Below are 20,031 nucleotides of genomic sequence, written 5' to 3'. Positions count from 1 at the left end.
ATAGTTGTCGCAGAAAAACTATGTTGCTGGCAAATATGGGGAAATATCAAACCCAAATATTTGAAATATTCAGTTATTTCCCAGAAATAGCGCTCCCATTAAATTGCTGCTAGATGTTGGCATGTCGATACCTGCACGACGCGAGATCGCGCTCGCGCGTCCATACTTAGTCATCAATATCTAGAACGAGCGCTCAAGTCCACTTAACAAAAATTATCCTGTTAAGAACTAATTCTCTTTTCTAAGGATGGGGGAATTAAGATTTGCAACTGCCAATAAGATCAACTTAGTTTCCATTTATCTTTCAATCTGGCGTTTTCATTAGTCAAGTGTCAAAAACCCTTGACTATTATGTGATATTTACAGGGGGAAACAGTGTTTTTACGGCAACAGTTAAGTCAACAACTCACCCAAATTTGGGGTGAAACGCTTTGCGACAGCGAACTTGACAGGTGTTTGGCATTAATTGAAATTGTCGAACCACCTGACTCAAAGCAATTTTGGCAAGCAGCATCAGCAAAACCAGGGATTTATATTATCCTGGCGGGTAAATGCAGGCTTTTAGATAGTGCTGATAACTTAATTACTACTCTTTGTGTTGGGGAATCATTCGGTGAGATAACTCTGTTTCCCGAAAAAGAGTTGACAAATTACGCAGCTAGAGCTTCTGTTAATTTAAAGCTTGGCTATATCCCCTTTGAAGCGCTGGAATTCATATTTCGCACATATCCAAGTATAAGCGATCGCCTGAATGCCCGCGCCGAAATTTGGGATTTACTGCTGTTGTGTCGCCAAAACTCACAATTTCCGCGCCATACTTCTCAAGTGGAAGGAATGCTCAAAGCCTTATCTCTGTTTGAACGGCACAATCTAAAGATTGGCGAAGTGAGTACAGAACTATCCCAATCGCAATTGTGGCTGTTACATAGAGGGCAACTACAGCATTCTCAGGGTTACACCTTGACTCCTGGCAACATTTATGCACAGCCAAAAACAGGTAGTTGGCAGGTTCAGCAACCAGCGATCGCTTACATTCTCAAGAATTCTGATTGGCAAACAGCACTCTTAAACTGCCCAGAATTACAGTCGTTTGTCGCTGACCAAGAGCGCCGATCCTACGCAACCGTTGAGCGAAAGCCACGAAAGAACAGGTCAAGTGTTGAGCTTTATGACTCCAGAGCTAAAGTCATTCCCTTTCCCAAACGAGAACAAGAGCCAAAAGAAAAACAAAAAAAATCACGTCCTTTCTTTCCTAGCCCAAAAGTGCGAGCGGGGCATTGGTGGGGAAGATTCACCAAGAGTTATCCCTTTTACGCCCAACAAAGCGCATCAGATTGCGGTTCTGCTTGTCTGGTGATGATTGGTAACTATTGGGGTAAGCACTTTAGTGTCAATCGCTTGCGGGATATGACCAACGTCAACCGCAGTGGGGCATCTCTACGTGCCCTAGCAGCGGCAGCAGAAAACCTTGGTTTTGCTACCCGTCCCGTGAAAGCTACCCTCGATAAATTAGCAGAACAACCTCTGCCAGCGATCGCTCACTGGGAAGGCAAGCATTTCGTTGTCGTCTATGCAATAACCAAAAAGCAAGTAATTATCTGCGACCCTGCCCTTGGTCAACGCAGCTTGACCAAAAAGGAATTTCAAATCGGTTGGACTGGATATGCATTATTACTGCAACCCACATCACTACTAAAAGATGCCAAAGCCGAGAGTGCAGGCTTTTGGAAGTTTTTTGAGTTAATCAAACCTCACTATAAGGTATTGATAGAAGTCTTCTTGGCAAGCGTGCTGATGCAGCTATTTGGACTGGTAACGCCGGTATTTACCCAGTTGTTGCTAGACAGAGTGCTTGTACAACGCAGCGTTGCCACCTTAAACGCCGTTGGTACGGGGATGATCGTTTTTGGGTTGTTTAGTATTGCCATGAACGGAGTGCGGCAATATCTGCTGGATCACACGGCAAACCGCGTTAGTCTCTCGTTACTGGTGGGTTTTATCAAACATACCTTCCGCTTGCCCCTCTCCTATTTTGAGTCGCGTTATGTCGGGGATATTGTCTCTCGCATCCAAGAAAACCAGAAAATTCAGCGTTTCCTGACCGGTCAAACACTGTCAATCATGCTGGATATGCTGACATTGGTCGTCTATCTGGCGATGATGTTCACTTATAGCTGGCGGATGGCATTATTTGTGCTGTGTACTGTGCCGCCATTTTTTATCTTGGCACTAGCTAGCACCAGTATTTTGCGCCGTATTTCCAGAGAGATTTTTAACGCTGGTGCCGAAGAAAACAGCTATTTGATTGAATCCCTGACAGGAATTCGTACAGTCCGCTCGTTGTCAATTGAACAGACAGTACGGTGGCGTTGGGAAGAATTACTGAATAACTTGGTAAAAAAAGGCTTTAATGCTCAGATAATCGGCAATCGCTTACAAATCATCAGTGGTGCAATTCAAACCTTTGTGAATACAGGATTGATGTGGTTTGGAGCATGGCAGGTGATTCAAGGGGATCTCACCGTTGGGCAATTAGTTGCCTTCAATATGTTGGTGGGTAACGTATTGAGTCCTTTTCAACGGCTGTCGCTGCTGTGGAACGAATTGCAGGAAATCGTGATTTCCACCGAACGCATTAATGATGTTTTAGAAGCGGAACCGGAAGAAGACTTACACAATAAACCCCGGAAGACTTTAGGTAGACTTGACGGTAACATTCGCTTTGATAATGTCACCTTCCGCTATCACCCAGAAAGTGAGACGAACGTGCTGGAAAATCTCAGCTTTGAAATCCAGAACAATCAAATGGTGGCACTAGTTGGACGATCTGGGTCTGGAAAAACAACCCTGAGCAAATTAATTTTAGGTTTATACCCTCCGACAGATGGCAAAGTATTGATTGACAGTCATGATATCAGTTGTGTATCCTTGCGATCGCTCCGTTCTCAAGTCGGTGTTGTCGATCAAGATACCTTTCTGTTTGGTGGTACCATTCGCGAAAACATCTCCATCGCGCACCCGGAAGCGTCTATAGAAGAAATTATTCAAGCAGCAAAATATGCAGGAGCTGATGAATTTATTCAGCAACTGCCAATGGGTTATGAATCCCAAATCGGTGAAGGTGGGGGAATGCTCTCTGGTGGACAACGCCAACGTCTGGCGATCGCCCGTGCCTTGATGGGAAATCCCCGTTTGTTACTTTTTGATGAAGCCACAAGTCACCTAGATTCTGAATCAGAACGGATTATTCAGAACAACTTAAAAACAATTCTTAAAGGACGGACTAGTGTAATCATTGCCCATCGACTCTCTACTGTCCGCAATGCTGACTTAATTCTGGTTTTGGATCGCGGCTTATTAGTCGAAAGCGGCACTCACGACGAATTAATCGCCAAAAAAGGTCATTATTACTACCTAAATCAACAACAACTGGCTCAAGCAGTTTAGGGAGACAAGGAGACAAGGGGACAAGGGGACAAGGGGACAAGGAGACAAGGAGACAAGGAGACAAGGAGACAAGGAGACAAGGAGACAAGGAGACAAGGAGAATTCAAAATTTAATACTCTCCCCCTGCTCCCCCTGCTCCCCCTGCTCCCCCTGCTCCCCCCCCTCCCCCTTGTCCCCCCTCTCCCCCTCTTCCCATCTAACGTTCAACAGAGATATCACTATGCCATTTACATCTCTTAATTCCTCATCCGCACTTACCAAGGATGAAACGGATGAGTATATAAATTACGCAGAGACTGATAAATCTACTGAGGTTCCACCTGGTAGAGAAAGAGAAGGTGATGCCCAAGATTTATATTACGGCACCGAAGAACTCCTGGATGCCTTACCTAGGCTCTGGACACGTGGTGTGCTGTATGTGCTGGTAGGCTTTGCCGTCATTGCCTTACCTTGGGCAAGCATCTCGAAAGTAGATGAGACTGGAAGCGCCAAAGGACGTATAGAACCCAAAGGTGCAACGCAAAAATTAGACTCTCAAGCAGGTGGCAGTGTCAAAGCTGTCAGGGTAAAAGAAGGTGACACCGTAACAGCAGGGCAGGTTCTGTTAGAACTTGAGTCTGATATCTTGCAAACGGAAATGCAACAGGCTCAGGAAAAGCTATCTGGACTGCAAAATCAACGGGTGCAACTGGATGTACTCAAAAAACAATTACAGTTGACTCTTGGCGTTCAGGAGCAACAAAACCAATCCCAAGCCCTAGAAAAGATGTCCCAAGTCAACCAGGCAAAACAAAACCTGGATGCCAAACAGAGTACTTATAACCTGCAAAAGTTAGAAAAACAGGCATTAGTCAATCAGGCACAGCAGCAGATTAGCACCACTGAAAATGACCAGAAGTCGGCTCAAGCTCGTTTGGATATAGATTCAAGACAAGTCCAACGCTTTAGCCAACTAGTGAAGGATGGTGCCGTTTCTGCAAACCAAGTTGACCAACTCAAAAAAGAAGAACAAGAAAGCAAACGACTCTACGAAAGAGCGCAATCTGACATTAAACAAGCAACACTCCGACTGCAAGAAGAACAGAATCGCTACCAGGCAACAATCAGTCAGTTAAAGTCTGATATCAAGCAAGCAAAACTCCGACTGCAAGAGGAGCAAAACAGCTATCAAAGCTTGTTGCAAAACGGTCAATTGGCGCTTCTGAGAAATCAGCAACAACTCAAAGACATGGATACACAAATTGGGGCACTGCAATCTCAAATCGCTCAAGCAGGAAGCCAAATCACATCCTTAAAGCTTCAGATGCAACAAAGAGTAGTGCGATCGCCTATTGATGGAGTGATTTTTGAGTTGCCAACCACCAAAGCCGGAGCGGTGATACAACCAGGTCAGCGGATTGCCCAAATTGCACCCAAAAATAGTGGCTTCGTACTCAAAGCGAATATGCCTATTCAGGATAGCGGCTTCTTGAAGGTGGGAATGCCAGTCAAAGTCAAGTTTGATGCTTATCCCTTCCAAGAATATGGCATCAGCCAAGGTAAAGTTACTTGGATTTCTCCCGACTCCAAAGCAAGCGTTACACCCCAAGGAACCATAGAAAACTTTGAGTTAGAAATCGCCTTAGACAAGCAGTATGTTCAAAATGGTGAGAAACGCATTCAATTAAGCGCCGGTCAGACAGCAAACGCCGAAGTAATTATTCGCCAGCGACGCGTGATTGACTTTGTTTTAGATCCGTTTAAGAAACTGCAAAAAGGCGGTTTAGAGATGTAGTCAACACTTTTATAGGAGCGCATATAAAGTCCACCTTCGACCTAGCAGCATTCGGAAACCCTAAACGTAGATATAGCAACACCAGGAGCAAGCTTATTATATGCATCCAATTGACTTAATGAGAAAATATGGCTGGTCTTATCACCACCTAGCCGCAGAGTTTGGAGTTTCAGAAGCTGAAACCAGACGATGGGGATTTAGAAAAACTGCCAGCAACTATCGAAATCCCCCATTAATGGCTTACAAACTAGCGGAAAAAATTGATCGGGAATTATCAACTATGTCTGTATCTGCATAGAACCATTGTTACTACCTAAGTGACCTAGACCCCATTTCCAAGTCGGGTTTTAATAAGGAATTAAGAATCAAAACTCCATCTTATCTAGTTTGTAGATAAGGAATAACTTATGGAGGAATTGCATTATGTCCAATATTCTGACGATTACTGATTTAGACATTATTCATAGCATCAAACTTTCCTGCCAAATTCCTGATGTAGTAAAAGCGATCGCATCTCAAAAAATTATTGTCCAAGCAACTGAAGAAGCTGGCATTAAGCTGACGGAAGCCGAACTACAGCAAGAAGGAGATAACTTACGCCTAGCCAAGAAGCTTGTCAAAGCTAAAGATACATGGACATGGTTAGAAAAACACCATCTGTCTGTCAATGAGTTTGAAGAATTAGTCTATAACAACGTCCTTTCCAGGAAGTTGGCGAATCATCTCTTTTCGGCTCACGTCGAAAAGTTCTTTTATGAACACCAACTAGATTATGTGGCTGCTGTCACCTATGAGGTCATCTTTGAGGATAGAGACTTGGCTTTAGAGCTTTTTTATGCCCTCGAAGAAGGCGAAATCACTTTTCCAGAAATCGCTCGCCAATATATCCAAGAACCTGAACTTCGCCGTGCTTATGGATATCAGGGACTCCGATACCGCAAAGATTTCCGTCCAGAAATTGCAGCCGCTGTATTTCTTGCTTCTGCTCCAAAAATTCTCAAACCGATTACCACTTCAAAACAAGTGCATTTCATTTGGGTGGAAGAAATTATTCAACCCCAATTGGATGACCAGTTACGCGAAAAAATCATTTCGGAATTGTTTTCTGAGTGGTTAAAGCAACAAATTCAGGTTTTGGAAATTGTCACTAAGTTAGACTCGGATGGCAATTCGCAACCACAGTCAGAAGTGCTTAAGCCGGCTTAAGCTTGTTATTAACCAACACAAAATACCTGATAAATTTAAACATTTTTATCACGGATAATCCGCCCATTTTCGGGTGTAAAAGGGAAATATATGTCAAACCATACTTCTTTTTAAGACAGGTAAATTCATAGTAGACAAGAAAAATTATTTATCTTTTGGAATCTTTGTTCCGAAAGAATAATTTTTTATAACTTCTAAAAATAGTCATAAAAACATTGTTCCTAGGCAGTAAAAAAGTTAAATATTGCCTAGTTTTATCATGTGTTATTGTGGTTATTAATAATAAAATAAAAATCCAAAATTTTTCAAAAAAACCTAAAAAACGGGTTGACTTTTTAAATGAATAAGGTATCTTATAAATATGAGCAACGAGAAACAAGTTGCTTGCAAAAAAAGCAAACAATAAATAACAAGTTGTTTGCACTAATTCCCAGAACATAGTTATTAATTCCCAGGAGAAACCCAATGATTATCTCAGATTTGAACTACTTAGAAGCTACTGAAGGTTCCGCTGTTGTTGGTGGTATCTATCTAGGTAATGGTAAATCTAATGCGTCAAGTACACTCTACGTTAAGGAATACGTCAGTATCAAAAAAGATATTGATTCAAAAGTTAACGTCAAGGGCAACGCAGCTACTGCTGAAGCTGAAGCTTACGGTTACGATACTGTTAGCCAAACCTTTGTTGAGACCACTCCATATTCTTCTAAGAGCACCTCGATTGCTGCTACAAACTGATTATTAACCGTTGAACACTAGAGCAACGAAATAGCTCTACTTGAAAGAGAAACAAGTTGCTTGCAGAAAAAGCAAACAATAAATAACAAGTTGTTTGCACCAATTCCCAGAACATAGTTATTAATTCCCAGGAGAAACCCAATGATTATCTCAGATTTGAACTACTTAGAAGCTACTGAAGGTTCTGCTGTTGTTGGTGGTATCTATCTAGGTAATGGTAAATCTAATGCGTCAAGTACACTCTACGTTAAGGAATACGTCAGTATCAAAAAAGATATTGATTCAAAAGTTAACGTCAAGGGCAACGCAGCTACTGCTGAAGCTGAAGCTTACGGTTACGATACTGTTAGCCAAACCTTTGTTGAGACCACTCCATATTCTTCTAAGAGCACCTCGATTGCTGCTACAAACTGATTATTAACCGTTGAACACTAGAGCAACAAATAGCTCTACTTAAAAACAGCCAGAAACTATATATAGATAGCTTCTGGCTGTCTTTTTCAGGGGGTTTAAGGAGTCATATGAGCAGACTCAAAATTTACGATCTCAGCTTTTGTGAAACAGCCAATATTAGTCAAGTTCGAGGCGGATTATCAGAAGATACAGCTGATACAGCAGATATAGCACCGAAACTTGATATATTGGACTGGTTAATGATTCGCATCCCTGGATTTTACAAACAATCTTCAAAAAAAACAGGGGAATATTTGCTTGAAGAATTCAGCGATCAAAACGGGCAACATTACGGATATCGAGCCACTAGTCAAGATGGTAAAGAACTATTGGGTGGAGCATCTGGGCAGATAAATAATCTTAATTATGCCGTCTCCTTCGCCAGCCGTTCTACTTAGTTAGTATTTTATGCAATCACATCTTAGTGATTGCTATTTTTTGATAATTAACAAGAGATGGTGTTAAGATTATGACTCAACATAAAGTTGTGGTTAAACGCATAGTCTCACCTGATGGTAAAGTGATTGCCGAGGCTAAAAGCGTAGTCCAAACATCTGGTGATGATGAGGGTGAGATTAGTCAAAGCGTTTCTGTACACGTTTCATCTGGTAATAGTTCCAGCAGTTACGCAAATAGTAGCAGCACATCAACATCTAGTTGCTCTAGTAGTTCTTTTCTGTGAATTTAGTTGGCTGAAAATTTCTCGTGAGGTAAGTGTGAGGAATTTCTTGATCATCTCTGACTTAAGTTATTTACAATCGATTAACGAAAGCAGCATTGTGTATGGTGGCAATGTTTACGCTGGTACAGTTACCACAACAACAACCAGTCCTGGATATGCCACAGCTGGTGCAGGTGCAGTTGCCATCGGTGAGACTACTTATACTAATACTCAAAGCAAGACAAATGTTAAAAACTTGGGTAGCCTTGACTATAGTCGAGCCGATGCAACAGCCACAGCATATGCAAAAACTGGAAACCAAACTGCTTCATCTCGGAGTAGTAGTACTTCAATTTCACTTAATTTAACCAACCGTTAATAGTCTCACCCGATAGGAAGATTATTGCTGAGGCAAAAATGATATGCAGATTAACATAATTGATAATTTTGAAACATTTAAGAAAATAAGAGAAAATTGGGATTCTGTATACGCTGCCGATCCTCAGGCTGAGTTCTTCTTATCTTGGGTTTGGCTGTCTGGATGGTTGCAGATGGTGCATGAACCGTGGTTCATATTAGCTGCCAAACCAGATACCCACGATTCATCCTATGTTGCGTTTTTTCCGCTGAAAGTTGTACTAGAACAGCAGAATGGAGGTGGTTTTTATACTCAACTCTACATGGCAGGAAATAGCATGGCAGATTACACGGGACTTATTTGCCTGCCAGGTTATGAAGAAGAGGTAATTCCTGCTTTTGCCGCTTACATCCAACAGCAGTTAGTATGGTCTACTTTCGATGTACAAAATATTTTAGAAACAGATACACGGATGTCCCTCTTCTTGAGTCATTTCTCTAGAGATACTTTTGAGTTCAGTCAACACCGCATTCAAAATCAGGGAGAAGATACCGATCATTATATTGCCCCTTATGTTTCATTAGCAGACGACTGGGATCAATATCTGCAAAACAACGTAGGTTCAAATACTCGCCAAAAAATCAGGCGCTTTTTAAAGAAAATCGAAAGCTATAACGAGTTTCATATTACCCACGTTGACGCAAACAATCTGGAGTCTCATATTGAGATACTACTCAGGTTCTGGGAGTCAAAATGGAGAGATAAAAAAGGGGATAACTGTGACGTAATTATGGATTACGTTCGCGCTATTTTACGTCATTGTTTTGAAAATAACTGTCTGTATTTACCGGTTCTATGGAAAGGGGATACACCTTTAGGAGCGATCGCTAACTTTGTTGATGTTCGTCAAAAATCCATGCTATTCTCCATTACAGGTCGCGATGAAACTTTTAAAAATCCGCCACCTGGACTTATCCTTCATGCTGACGCTATCCGATACGCTATTCAAAATGGATTTAAAGTTTACGACTTTTTAAGGGGAAATGAGGAATACAAGTATTCTTTTGGGGCTAAAGAGCGTCGGATTCAGCATATCGTAGCCAAATACAAAGATTGCCAGAATAGACAACTCGATGTGAGGATTATTCCTTTCGCGCTGCAACTTACTCTTGGGGAGCATCGAGCAAACCGACTTACCGAAGCCGAGCAGGGATACCGTCAGATTTTAGAAGCTCAGTCAAATCACCCGGAAGCACTCTATGGACTGGGGGTGTTGATGAGGCAAAAAGGTGAGTACGAAAGAAGCGAAAATCTTCTCAAAAACTTGCTTCAGGTTCAGCCCAATTCTATCAAGGCTTTATTTAGCTTGGGGAATTTATATCAAGCTCAAGGTCAATTATCAAAAGCGATAGAAGCCTATAATCAAGTCTTAGCTCTACAGCCACAGGCGATCGCCGTATACAATAACCTTGGCTATGCGCTGCATCAACAAGGTGATGTTGAAGATGCGATCGCTTGTTATCAAAAAGCACTCTCGCTACAGCCTGATTGCGTTGAAGCTGAGGTTAACTTAGCCAATGCACTTTATGCTCAAGGAAAGCTCTCCCCAGATAAACAAGCTCATTACGCAGCGATGAACAACGATTTAGGCTCGAAGTGTAAACAGGCAGGGGATTTAAAAACGGCGATCGCCTACTATCAGCAGTCCATTTCTATGCAGCCTGACTTGGCATCAGCTCGCTATAATTTGGAGCTGGTGCTGCAAGAACAAAGTGAAAATGAAACTGCAAGCACCCGCGATCAAAAAACTCTCATTCGTGCCTAGTAACCACTAAATTTTAGCAAAAGTATTTGACTTTTTCAGTGGAATACACAAACCTAACCCCGTCAGTTTATTTAGTTAAAAAATAAGACTCATGATGCTAATCAATGATTTATCCTATTTAGATAATGCTCCAGAAGAGGAGTTGATTTTAGGTGCTGCTAGTGCGTATATAGAAGCTAATGCATCAGCTCAAGGATCTAATTCTCTCGCTGTTACTGATACAGACCTTGCACACAAGGCTTTGCGTAACGGTGGTTCTAAGGTAAAGGGTACAGGAATAGCTCTGGCGATCGGCGACGATCCTATAGCTGATGTCTACTACGATCTTCAAGGTTTTGATAAAGTGAAGGTAAAAACTCGTTCTATACAAGGAGAAAACTTTGATTTGGAGATTGTTAAGATAAAAGCGATTGATCGACCAAACAAATGATAGCTTGCAGTCAGCGTTTTAGCTTTGATGTCAGCACTATTCATACTTAATTATAACATATTACCGCCGAAATGATGCTGGATGTAAAATTCCCTGAAAATGCAATTTTTCCTGTAGCCACTGTTATTTAATTAGTTGTTAACCACATACACTTTTTACATTCACCTGAAGGAGCAATCTATATGTCTGACAACAAACCGCTAGATTTAAATTCCTCAAAAGTACCATTCTTCGCTCGTTACTTAGAAGGGCAATTCTGTGAAGATTTGTCAGAAGAAGAAATGGACACAGTTCAAGGTGGTACTAGATTTGTTACCCTAAAATATCCCTCCGACAACGAAGAAGGCAGTCATGATGGAGGAATAGGTGGAGGAATAATCACTAACAAATTCCGGGATCAACATGATTGGGGTGGAGGAGTTGTTACCAAAAAGTCCCCATCAGATGCTGATGAATATGCTGTGACACAAAAGTATCCATCGGATGGAGACGACCACGCTTTTCCTATAGATTAAATACTGAAGCATTAAAATGCTTACTACCAATTGATCGCACGACACATCAGCGTAGCAGCTAGGTGGTAAGGGAAAACGCCAAAAATAATCAAATGTTTTTATGCACTTATCGCGTGACGTTGTTTTATTAATTACCCATAGTGGTGATTTTTTCACAGTAGATAAAGTGGCAGAAGCTGTATCAAAACGCGGCGCACAACCGTTTCGTCTCGACACTGATAAATTTCCCTTGGTAGTGAAACTAGAAGCGCAACTGAGCAACTCTAGAAGTAGTTACAAACTGAAATATCACGAAGCCTCGCCAAATCTACATTCTATTAGTACCGATCAAGTGCAAGCAGTTTGGATGCGTCGTCTTTTTCCGCCTTATCTGAGTCAAGAATTGGCTCCTCAGTTCCAAGCAGCCTGCGCTAGAGAGTCATTAGCAACTTTAGATGGTTTTTGGGATAGTTTGCGTGAAGCGCGTTGGGTAGATAATTTGCAGCAAATCAACGCTGCGGAGAACAAGCTACACCAACTGCGAGTAGCGTCTGAGGTTGGTCTTATTATCCCTCGGACTGTTGTCACTAACAATGCTGAATCGGCGCGGGAGTTTTTCTCCCAGGTGAAGGGGAAAATGGTGGCTAAACTGTTAGTTCCTCTTTCCACAAGTATGAAAGGCTCCCCTTTTTTCCTTTACACCAGCGCTGTTAAAGAGGAAGATTTGCTTGATGCTCAAACACTGCGCTATTCCCCGATGGTTTTTCAAGAGAAAATACCCAAACAATGGGAATTGCGGGTGGTATTTGTTAATGGTAATTTCTTTGTGGGAGCGTTGGACGCATCTGTATATAATGCATCCACCCTTGACTGGCGTTGTGCGAAAAACGAAGCTTGTGTATGGCAACCCTACGAACTACCTTTGAAAGTCAAACTTTGTCTCAAAGAGTTTATGGCAAGGTTTGGGCTGGTTTTCGGAGCCTTTGATTTTATCGTTACACCAGCAGAAGAATACGTTTTTTTAGAGATTAACCCGGTAGGGGAATGGGGAATGTTAGAGCGAGATTTGGGCTACCCGATTTCGTCAGCGATCGCTTCGGCTTTGCTTGACTAAAAAATTCATTTAAAATTCTAAATTTAATAATGACAGTTTTAATAATTACCCATAGCCAAGATAACGAAAGCATTCCTTTGGTAATGCAAGCGATCGCAGCCCAAGGAGGAAAGGCATTTCGTTTTGATACAGATAGATTTCCTACGCAAGTGCAGCTAAATGTTTATTACGGCAAACAAAAAGAGCAACAGATTCTAGTCGATGAAGATAAAAAGTTAGATTTGAGTGAAGTATCAGCAGTTTGGTATCGACGAATTGCGATCGCCCAAAGAATTCCTAATACAATGGACTCGCAACTAAGACAAGCCTCTGTTCAGGAATCTCGTGTCACCGTTCAGGGTGCGATCGCCAGTATTCAGGGATTCCATTTAGACAGATTGCCAAATATCCGTTTAGCTGATAATAAACAACTACAACTACAAGTAGCACGACAGCTAGGTTTAGATATACCACACACGTTGATTACAAATAACCCCCAGGCAGTCAAGGAATTTTCCCAGGAGTGCGAGCAGGGTATGATTGCAAAAATGCTCTCTTCCTTTGCTATCTACGATCGCCTTGGACAAGAGCATGTGGTATTCACCAATCCGGTTACAGATGCAGATTTAGACAATCTGGATGGATTGGATTTGTGTCCGATGACATTTCAAGAAAAAGTACCCAAAGCGCTGGAGTTGCGGACAACAATTGTGGGTAAGCGTGTGTTCACCGCTGCTGTTGATTCCCAAAGTTTGCAGCTATCTCGTTACGACTGGCGACGACAAGGAATTGCCTTACTCAATGCTTGGCAACCTTACGATTTACCCCAGGATATAGAGCAAAAACTTCTCCAACTGATGGCTTACTTTAACTTAAATTATGGAGCAATTGATATTATTTTAACACCAGACGGTCGGCATATATTCCTTGAGATTAACCCCGTAGGTGAGTTTTTCTGGCTGGAACATTGTCCGGGTTTTCCGATTTCTCAAGCAATTGCTGAGGTGCTGCTAACTAACGGACATACATATTCATCATCCTTTGTTTCTGACAAACCAGAGTACAGCAGTTGGTTTGCGTCTGCTCAAGACAACGCCAATTACGCCACCACACAAGATTAAAGCTAGACTAGTTGAAGGTTCTGGTGCTTTTACTGTAGCCCGATTTTGCTTAACTTCGATTAAGGCGAAATTTGTTTGATTACCAAAATAACGCTGTAGAGAACCATCAAAAGAAGCTGTGGCAAATTCTTGTTTACCGCCAAAATTGAAATTTATGTCTTGATTTTTTAAGGTAACATTGTCGCTTTTTTGAACGGCAATAAAATCGTCATCGCCTTCGGTAGTTAAATTACCGACAACGCTAAAAAAGTCTAAAATACTGTTATTATTAGTGTCCAATAAAGCGAAAGATATATCTCCAGCTGCTCTGGCATTTTCCGCTGGTGGATTGTCTATTTTTGTTTGCAGGTTTAAATTAGCATTGAAGTTGAAAGAAAAATTTGTATTTGCACCTACATCAAAGAAACCGATAACTGTAGCTTCACTTTCAGCTAGTCCTAAATAATCTCTACCTTTACCCAAGGCTATGCTTAAAGATGAATTGGATGCTGATGGTGGAGCTACTACAAAAGTTGCATTTGCGTCAGCCAAAGCCGTCACCATGCCATCCTTGGCAATAGTAAGGGTGTTAGTGTCAGTGTTAGTTCCCACGCCCGAGGGGCTTTGACTAAAGTTTGTAAAGTTTGCTTTACCTTGAGAAAAAGCAAAAGTAGCAGCTTTACTGGGTGAGGATGCTAACACACAGCTAGCTATTACCGGAGTAACTAGTAGCAACAAGCGCTTGGTAAATTCCTGATATTGGTTCATACAATTGTAAAGTAACTAGGCACACACAAAAATTGACAGCGGACATTACTGAGCTTGAGAAGTTCTGAAGTTCATCTTGACGTTTTGGCGTGCCATGTTTGATTCAATCACAAATGATTTTCAACCATCTTCGCACCCAAAATAAGGCGATAAACGCATCAGTAGAATTGCGATCGCTCTTTGAGCAGTAAATTATTGCCTACGTAAACATACTAAGGCGCAAAAAAAATGCCTTCTATGAAGTTTGTGTAATTTATGTCAAATTTATACAAAATTATGATAAAGTTAGAAAGCTCTAATTCACCTACGTGGAAAAAAGCCGATAAGCGCAGCTTTAACTTCGTTACCGCAAAGGTTACGAGCGGTCATAACGCAAGTTTGTTCGTTTGTTTAGCTGAAGCGAGGCATTTAAAATCTCATTAGTCAGACTATATTATTTTCATACTTCTGATAGATGCTTTAAATAAATTTATATTTTTACTACTTTAGATAGATGCACAAATACTATATAGTCTTTTTGGCAATTAAATCTTGGCTGTAAAAAATAAATGACATCACAAGATTTTGAGCGCTAATTTTTAGCTGAGAAAATGTTTATCAAACAAAATAGTTAATAAAAATTAAATTAACTTGAAGTTCTTATATAGTTATGTCAAATACAATACGATATTAAAATTTCGTAAATAAATTATAAAATTGCGATGAAGATTTGCTTTTTTTATCAGAATACCTTGACGAAATATACTTAAATCTATTAACAAAGAGTAAGTGTGCGATCCATAGTATAAAAATATGTAGCTTTCTAGCTGTTCATTGACTTTTAGATTATTTCAGATTTCTCAGAATCTGCTGATTATAAAAGAGCTAATGGTAGGCTAGCAAAAAGTGAGTATTGTACTAAGACAAGCGTCTTAGTCGCTTTTATCTTCAATGGCTAGAACAGTTTTAAACTTTTTTTCTTAACCATCCTTAACAAATGCAAATATTTGGAGGAGTAGCTACGCAGGTATGGTGCAGAATTCAACAAGATAATGAAGATAAGACTTTTTGACAGATTCCAATCAAACTTATTAAGAATATTTGCTGAGAAAGTATGTTATAATAGCTACAAGTGTATTGTGCCTGTTGATTTTCGCGATCGCGCTTAATTGATGCACTTGATAAAGTGGTTGTGTGAATCAACTTCACTTTTTGCGTTACAGCAGGCGAGTATTTGCTGAAGATTAAGTTATGGTTGTCATAAATTTCTCAGCTTTTTCTCGTTTTTATCCCAAAAGTGTATAATTTTATTTTTATACACCCATAAAGGATACAGGAACACAAAAAAGCTCTGTCTTCGCTTAACCGACGTTGAGATGAGGTATGCATTTGTGAAAATTTAGGGTTTCATCCCATTTGTCAATTAGTAATAATACTGAGAATTCTTGAGAATACTTTGTAGAAAACTTATAATTTCAGGGAAGATTTAACATAATCTTTACATCTATCTCTCCAGAATACCGCTACAGTTGGGTTACTAGGTTAATTTGATACCTGAATTTCAAGTTAAAATTCAGCATAATTGCTTATTTACTTGTTTGCGCTATGTTAACGTGTCACGAATGGAGGTATGGAATTAATACAATAAAACTTACGCATTGATGTAAGTTCTAAAAGCTTGACAAATTCTGGGTTTAACTAGTAACTAATTCAGTCTTTGAGGTGCTGTGTCAGGTATCGTTGTTTATCATGGACTCACCTTCGGATAGCGAAGTTTTCAGATAGGATTTTGGTTGACGAACAAAATAAAAACACGACATCATGTGATTGCAAGTCTTTAATGCCCCTATATTTCTGGAGAAACGTTCTTATCCGTGGATATTAACGCATCAAATGATACAACCAGGTAGTAACCCCCCTAGACTCGCAAAGCAAAGGGGGGAAACCCGGTGTTAGTTGCACATCACTTAACAACTTAATTAGCCTTTTACGACTAATTAACCCTTTTCAGCTGGAAAACTTTTGCTTGCAGGCTTAAAGAAACAGCTGAGAAGGACGAACTTGCCCACTTTCTACAGTTGATGACAACTGGATAAAATTATGTCACAAGATTTTTTGAAAGACAAGGCTCTTGAGAGATACGACTTGCAAAAAAGCAAGTTGTTAACGCATGGGTGGATGTCAAGCTATGAATGAAGAATTTCGGCGCGAATTTGCAGCCAGAATATAGTAGTGGGAGAAAAACTATGTTGCTGGCTTCGAGGAGTGAATTTACAACCCGAATGTCTAAAAGATTAGGTTATTTACCAGAAACAGCGTTCGGTTGGATTGCTGTCGGATGTTCGATTTGGATAAGAGCGGCACGTTTAGGAGCGCGATCGCACGTCCATACCTAATCATCAATATCTAGAACGAGCGATAAGAGCGGCACGCTTAGGAGCGCGATCGCGTCCACTTAACAAAAATTATTTGGCGCGTGAAGAAATTCACTCCTCTAAGCATGTGGGAATTAAGATCTGCAACTACCAATCTAACTTATGTTCCTTAGTTTCGATTAATATGACGTCAAGTGCCAAAAACTCTTGACTATTATGTGAAATTTGCAGGGGGAAACTGTGTTTTCACGGCAACAGTTAAGTCAACAACTCACCCAAGTTATGGCTGAGACGCTTTGCGATAGCGAACTTGACAGGTGTTTGGCAGCGGTGGAAATTGTCGAACCATCACCGGCAAAGCAATTTTGGCAAGCAGCATCGGCAAAACCGGGAATTTATATTATCCTGGCGGGTAAATGCAGACTATTAGATAGTGCTGATAACTTAATTACTACTCTCACCAGCGGAGAATCATTCGGTGAGGTGACTCTGTTTCCCAAACAAGAGTTGACAAATTACGCAGCTAGGGCTTCTGTTAATTTAAAGCTTGGCTATATCCCCTTAGAAGCGCTGCAAGAATTAATTCGCGAACATCCAAGTATCGGCGATCGCCTGAATGCCCGCGCAGAAATTTGCGATTTCCTGCTGAGTTGTCAAAATAAACACCAGGGAATGCTCAAAGCTTTATCTCTATTTGAACGACATCAAGTAGAAATTGGCTCTCTAGATGCCTCATTATCTTCAGATAGCAAGCTGTGGCTGTTATACAAAGGTCAACTCAAGCACAAAGATAATTGCATCACACCAGGAAATTTCTTGGTTCCAGAAGCCGAAAAACAAACGCAATGGATGGCTACCCAAAGCAGTATCCTTTACATTCTCAAGAATTCAGATGTATCTACCGCACTACAACATTGTCCGCAATTAGCACCAATTATCGGCTCAGAACAGTCGGTGACTCAGACATCTACGAGGAAATCTAAACCAGAACGAATTGCTTCCCCGAAAAACATTATCCCCTTTCCGCAGCGCGATGGTCAAACTGCCAAAAGCTCTAGCACTGCAAAACCAAACTCGAAAAAACCACGCCCTTACTTTCCTTCACCTAAAGTCGTAGCAGGGCATTTATGGGGACGCTTGAGCAAAAATTATACCTTCTTTGCTCAACATAGCGCCTCCGACTGTGGCGCAGCTTGTTTGGTAATGATTGGTCGCCACTGGGGTAAGCGTTTTAGCGTCAATAAAGTGCGCGATCTCACCAATGCTAATCGTAGCGGTGCATCTATGCGTGCCTTGGCAACAGCAGCCGAAACTCTCGGTTTTACGAGCCGTCCGGTGAAAGCGAGTCTCGACAAATTAGCAGAACAACCACTACCAGCGATCGCTCACTGGGAAGGCAAGCATTACATTGTCGTTCATGAAATCAGCTTTAAAAGAGTGATTGTCTGCGATCCGGCGATCGGTCAACGCAGCCTTACCCATGCCCAATTCAACGCCGGCTGGACTGGATATGCATTGCTGTTGCAACCCACCACCGAATTAGAAAACGCCGAAGAAGCTACTAACTCTTTATGGCAATTCTCTAATTTAATCAAACCTCACTGGAAGATTCTATTAGAGGTATTTATCGCCTCTTTATTACTCCAAGTATTTGGATTAATCACGCCAATATTTACTCAGCTACTGCTAGATAGAGTGATTGTCCAGGGCAGCACCATCACTTTAACCGCTATCAGTTTAGGCTTGCTAATTTTTGGCTTCTTCAGCATCGTTATGAACGCCGTGCGGCAATATCTGCTGTCGCACACTGCCAACCGTGTGAGTGTAGCGCTGCTGGTGGGTTTTATGAAACAGACCTTCCGCTTGCCTTTGTCGTACTTTGAGTCTCGTTACGTCGGCGATATTGTTTCCCGTATCCAAGAAAACCAGAAAATACAGAGTTTCCTCACAGGGGAAACGCTATCCATCATTCTGGATTTATTGACAATAGTTATCTATTTGGCAGCGATGTTTTGGTACAACCGGGGCATGACGTTGCTGGTACTGTTGATTGTGCCGCCATTTTTCATCTTGGCATTGGCAAGTACCAACATTTTGCGGCGGATGTCGAGAGAGATTTTTAATGCTGGTGCCCAAGAGAATAGCTATCTAATTCAATCACTCACAGGTATTCGTTCTGTGCGCTCAATGGCAATTGAGCAGACAGTGCGCTGGCGTTGGGAAGAACTGCTAAATACTTTGGTGAAAAAAAGCTTTAACGCACAGGTAATTAACATTCGCTTGCAAGTTATCAGCGGCAGCATTGATACCTTGACATCTACAGGATTGCTGTGGTATGGGGCATCGTTGGTGATTAATCATCAACTTACCATCGGACAATTAATTGCTTTCAATATGTTGATGGGTAATGTTATCAGTCCCTTCAAGCGATTGGCAGGAGTTTGGAATCAATTGCAAGAAATTTTCATTTCTGTGGAACGGCTGAACGATGTCTTAGAAGCGGAACCAGAAGAAGACTTGCTCACCTCTGACCGTAAGTCTTTAGGCAAACTTCGAGCGAACATCCGCTTTGATAACGTCACTTTCCGCTATCACCCAGAAAGCGATATCAACATCTTAGAAAATATCAGCTTTGAAATTAAACCAGAGCAAATGATTGCCGTGGTCGGGCGTAGCGGAAGCGGGAAAACAACACTTTCCAAATTAATTTTGGGTTTATATCCGCCGACAGATGGCAAAGTTTTCATTGATGGTCATGATATCAAGGGTATTTCTTTGCGATCGCTCAGAACGCAAATCGGTGTCGTCGATCAAGAGAACTTTCTGTTTGGCGGTACAATCCGCGAAAATATCGGTATAGCTCATCCAGACGCTGACAATGAAGCAGTTACCGAAGCGGCGCATCTAGCAGGGGCAGATGAATTTATTCAACAATTACCAATGGGTTATGAAACCCAAATCGGTGAAGGTGGCGGAATGCTTTCGGGTGGACAACGCCAACGTTTAGCGATCGCTCGTGCTTTGCTTGGTAATCCGCGCTTATTAATTTTCGATGAAGCCACCAGTAATCTTGACGCCGAATCAGAACGCATTATTCAGAACAATTTAAAAACAATTCTCCAAGGGCGGACAAGCTTAATTATCGCCCATCGGCTTTCCACCGTGCGGAATGCTGACTTAATTCTGGTGTTAGATGGAGGTGTCTTAGTGGAAAGCGGTACTCACGAAGACTTAATCGCTAAAAAAGGTCATTACTACTATCTGAATCAACAACAACTCGCGCAAGCAGGTTGAGTAGAGACGTTCCAATGGAACGTCTGTACAAGAGA

17 protein-coding genes are annotated in these 20,031 nt (G+C 41.4%); 16 read left to right on the top strand and 1 reads right to left on the bottom strand.

Annotated elements, in window-relative coordinates:
* Nucleotides 1-375 precede the first annotated feature (375 nt).
* The 14 genes from AABK37_RS00610 (at nucleotide 376) to AABK37_RS00545 (ending at nucleotide 13,601) form a co-directional block, all read left to right on the top strand.
* Entirely contained in the window at nucleotides 376-3,447 is a 3,072-nt protein-coding gene (locus AABK37_RS00610) for a peptidase domain-containing ABC transporter (protein WP_432549678.1), read from the top strand.
* A gap of 221 nt (nucleotides 3,448-3,668) precedes the next feature.
* On the top strand, nucleotides 3,669-5,222 hold the full coding sequence (locus AABK37_RS00605; protein WP_432549677.1) for an HlyD family efflux transporter periplasmic adaptor subunit: 1,554 nt from the start codon (nucleotides 3,669-3,671) through the stop codon (nucleotides 5,220-5,222).
* 100 nt (nucleotides 5,223-5,322) lie between these two features.
* A complete protein-coding gene (locus AABK37_RS00600) occupies nucleotides 5,323-5,520 on the top strand; it encodes a hypothetical protein (protein ID WP_039748075.1) in 198 nt (65 codons plus the stop codon).
* A gap of 125 nt (nucleotides 5,521-5,645) precedes the next feature.
* A complete protein-coding gene (locus tag AABK37_RS00595) occupies nucleotides 5,646-6,428 on the top strand; it encodes a peptidylprolyl isomerase (protein WP_432549676.1) in 783 nt (260 codons plus the stop codon).
* A 465-nt stretch (nucleotides 6,429-6,893) separates the two neighbouring features.
* Entirely contained in the window at nucleotides 6,894-7,166 is a 273-nt protein-coding gene (locus tag AABK37_RS00590; protein WP_432549675.1) for a hypothetical protein, read from the top strand.
* A gap of 141 nt (nucleotides 7,167-7,307) precedes the next feature.
* Nucleotides 7,308-7,580 carry a hypothetical protein gene (locus AABK37_RS00585; RefSeq protein WP_432549675.1) on the top strand — a complete coding sequence of 91 codons (273 nt, stop codon included), beginning with the start codon at nucleotides 7,308-7,310 and terminating at the stop codon, nucleotides 7,578-7,580.
* A 107-nt stretch (nucleotides 7,581-7,687) separates the two neighbouring features.
* Complete coding sequence (locus AABK37_RS00580) at nucleotides 7,688-8,017, top strand: hypothetical protein (protein WP_432549674.1); 330 nt, start codon at nucleotides 7,688-7,690, stop codon at nucleotides 8,015-8,017.
* A gap of 71 nt (nucleotides 8,018-8,088) precedes the next feature.
* The gene (locus AABK37_RS00575) at nucleotides 8,089-8,301 is read left to right on the top strand and encodes a hypothetical protein (RefSeq protein ID WP_163518782.1); all 213 of its coding nucleotides are present in this window, start codon (nucleotides 8,089-8,091) and stop codon (nucleotides 8,299-8,301) included.
* Between the two features lie 34 nt (nucleotides 8,302-8,335).
* Entirely contained in the window at nucleotides 8,336-8,659 is a 324-nt protein-coding gene (locus tag AABK37_RS00570) for a TonB-dependent receptor (RefSeq protein WP_432549673.1), read from the top strand.
* A 43-nt stretch (nucleotides 8,660-8,702) separates the two neighbouring features.
* Nucleotides 8,703-10,463 (top strand): GNAT family N-acetyltransferase, encoded by a 1,761-nt coding sequence (locus AABK37_RS00565; RefSeq protein ID WP_432549672.1) that lies wholly within the window; start codon nucleotides 8,703-8,705, stop codon nucleotides 10,461-10,463.
* 91 nt (nucleotides 10,464-10,554) lie between these two features.
* Nucleotides 10,555-10,893, top strand: a complete 339-nt coding sequence (locus AABK37_RS00560; protein ID WP_432549671.1) for a hypothetical protein — start codon at nucleotides 10,555-10,557, stop codon at nucleotides 10,891-10,893.
* 182 nt (nucleotides 10,894-11,075) lie between these two features.
* Nucleotides 11,076-11,408, top strand: coding sequence for a microviridin/marinostatin family tricyclic proteinase inhibitor (locus AABK37_RS00555; RefSeq protein ID WP_432549670.1), 333 nt, complete (start codon nucleotides 11,076-11,078; stop codon nucleotides 11,406-11,408).
* Between the two features lie 100 nt (nucleotides 11,409-11,508).
* Complete coding sequence (locus AABK37_RS00550) at nucleotides 11,509-12,501, top strand: MvdC family ATP-grasp ribosomal peptide maturase (RefSeq protein WP_432549669.1); 993 nt, start codon at nucleotides 11,509-11,511, stop codon at nucleotides 12,499-12,501.
* A 29-nt stretch (nucleotides 12,502-12,530) separates the two neighbouring features.
* The gene (locus tag AABK37_RS00545; RefSeq protein ID WP_432549668.1) at nucleotides 12,531-13,601 is read left to right on the top strand and encodes an MvdD family ATP-grasp ribosomal peptide maturase; all 1,071 of its coding nucleotides are present in this window, start codon (nucleotides 12,531-12,533) and stop codon (nucleotides 13,599-13,601) included.
* On the opposite strand, the gene AABK37_RS00540 is transcribed toward AABK37_RS00545, so the two are convergent.
* Entirely contained in the window at nucleotides 13,515-14,348 is an 834-nt protein-coding gene (locus AABK37_RS00540) for a hypothetical protein (RefSeq protein ID WP_432549667.1), read from the bottom strand. The two genes, AABK37_RS00545 and AABK37_RS00540, sit on opposite strands and share 87 nt — an antisense overlap.
* Before the next feature lie 2,171 nt (nucleotides 14,349-16,519).
* Here AABK37_RS00540 and AABK37_RS00535 point away from each other — a divergent pair.
* Entirely contained in the window at nucleotides 16,520-16,723 is a 204-nt protein-coding gene (locus AABK37_RS00535) for a hypothetical protein (RefSeq protein ID WP_432549666.1), read from the top strand.
* Between the two features lie 261 nt (nucleotides 16,724-16,984).
* Nucleotides 16,985-19,996, top strand: a complete 3,012-nt coding sequence (locus tag AABK37_RS00530; protein ID WP_432549697.1) for a peptidase domain-containing ABC transporter — start codon at nucleotides 16,985-16,987, stop codon at nucleotides 19,994-19,996.
* Nucleotides 19,997-20,031: the final 35 nt, after the last annotated feature.

This window comes from Tolypothrix sp. VBCCA 56010, assembly GCF_050875635.1.
In the GTDB taxonomy this organism is placed as follows: Bacteria; Cyanobacteriota; Cyanobacteriia; order Cyanobacteriales; family Nostocaceae; genus Hassallia.
Note: the sequence above shows the minus strand (reverse complement) of the source record. Positions and strands in the feature narration are given on the sequence as shown.

What these genes read in the sequence shown, in the direction of transcription:
- AABK37_RS00575 (WP_163518782.1), top strand. Translation starts at nt 8,089, where the DNA reads ATGACTCAACATAAAGTTGTGGTTAAACGCATAGTCTCACCTGATGGT.
- AABK37_RS00590 (WP_432549675.1), top strand. Translation starts at nt 6,894, where the DNA reads ATGATTATCTCAGATTTGAACTACTTAGAAGCTACTGAAGGTTCCGCT.
- AABK37_RS00585 (WP_432549675.1), top strand. Translation starts at nt 7,308, where the DNA reads ATGATTATCTCAGATTTGAACTACTTAGAAGCTACTGAAGGTTCTGCT.
- AABK37_RS00535 (WP_432549666.1), top strand. Translation starts at nt 16,520, where the DNA reads ATGAAGAATTTCGGCGCGAATTTGCAGCCAGAATATAGTAGTGGGAGA.
- AABK37_RS00545 (WP_432549668.1), top strand. Translation starts at nt 12,531, where the DNA reads ATGACAGTTTTAATAATTACCCATAGCCAAGATAACGAAAGCATTCCT.
- AABK37_RS00555 (WP_432549670.1), top strand. Translation starts at nt 11,076, where the DNA reads ATGTCTGACAACAAACCGCTAGATTTAAATTCCTCAAAAGTACCATTC.
- AABK37_RS00565 (WP_432549672.1), top strand. Translation starts at nt 8,703, where the DNA reads ATGCAGATTAACATAATTGATAATTTTGAAACATTTAAGAAAATAAGA.
- AABK37_RS00580 (WP_432549674.1), top strand. Translation starts at nt 7,688, where the DNA reads ATGAGCAGACTCAAAATTTACGATCTCAGCTTTTGTGAAACAGCCAAT.
- AABK37_RS00595 (WP_432549676.1), top strand. Translation starts at nt 5,646, where the DNA reads ATGTCCAATATTCTGACGATTACTGATTTAGACATTATTCATAGCATC.
- AABK37_RS00560 (WP_432549671.1), top strand. Translation starts at nt 10,555, where the DNA reads ATGATGCTAATCAATGATTTATCCTATTTAGATAATGCTCCAGAAGAG.
- AABK37_RS00530 (WP_432549697.1), top strand. Translation starts at nt 16,985, where the DNA reads ATGGCTGAGACGCTTTGCGATAGCGAACTTGACAGGTGTTTGGCAGCG.
- AABK37_RS00540 (WP_432549667.1), bottom strand. Translation starts at nt 14,348, where the DNA reads ATGAACCAATATCAGGAATTTACCAAGCGCTTGTTGCTACTAGTTACT.
- AABK37_RS00600 (WP_039748075.1), top strand. Translation starts at nt 5,323, where the DNA reads ATGCATCCAATTGACTTAATGAGAAAATATGGCTGGTCTTATCACCAC.
- AABK37_RS00605 (WP_432549677.1), top strand. Translation starts at nt 3,669, where the DNA reads ATGCCATTTACATCTCTTAATTCCTCATCCGCACTTACCAAGGATGAA.
- AABK37_RS00550 (WP_432549669.1), top strand. Translation starts at nt 11,509, where the DNA reads ATGCACTTATCGCGTGACGTTGTTTTATTAATTACCCATAGTGGTGAT.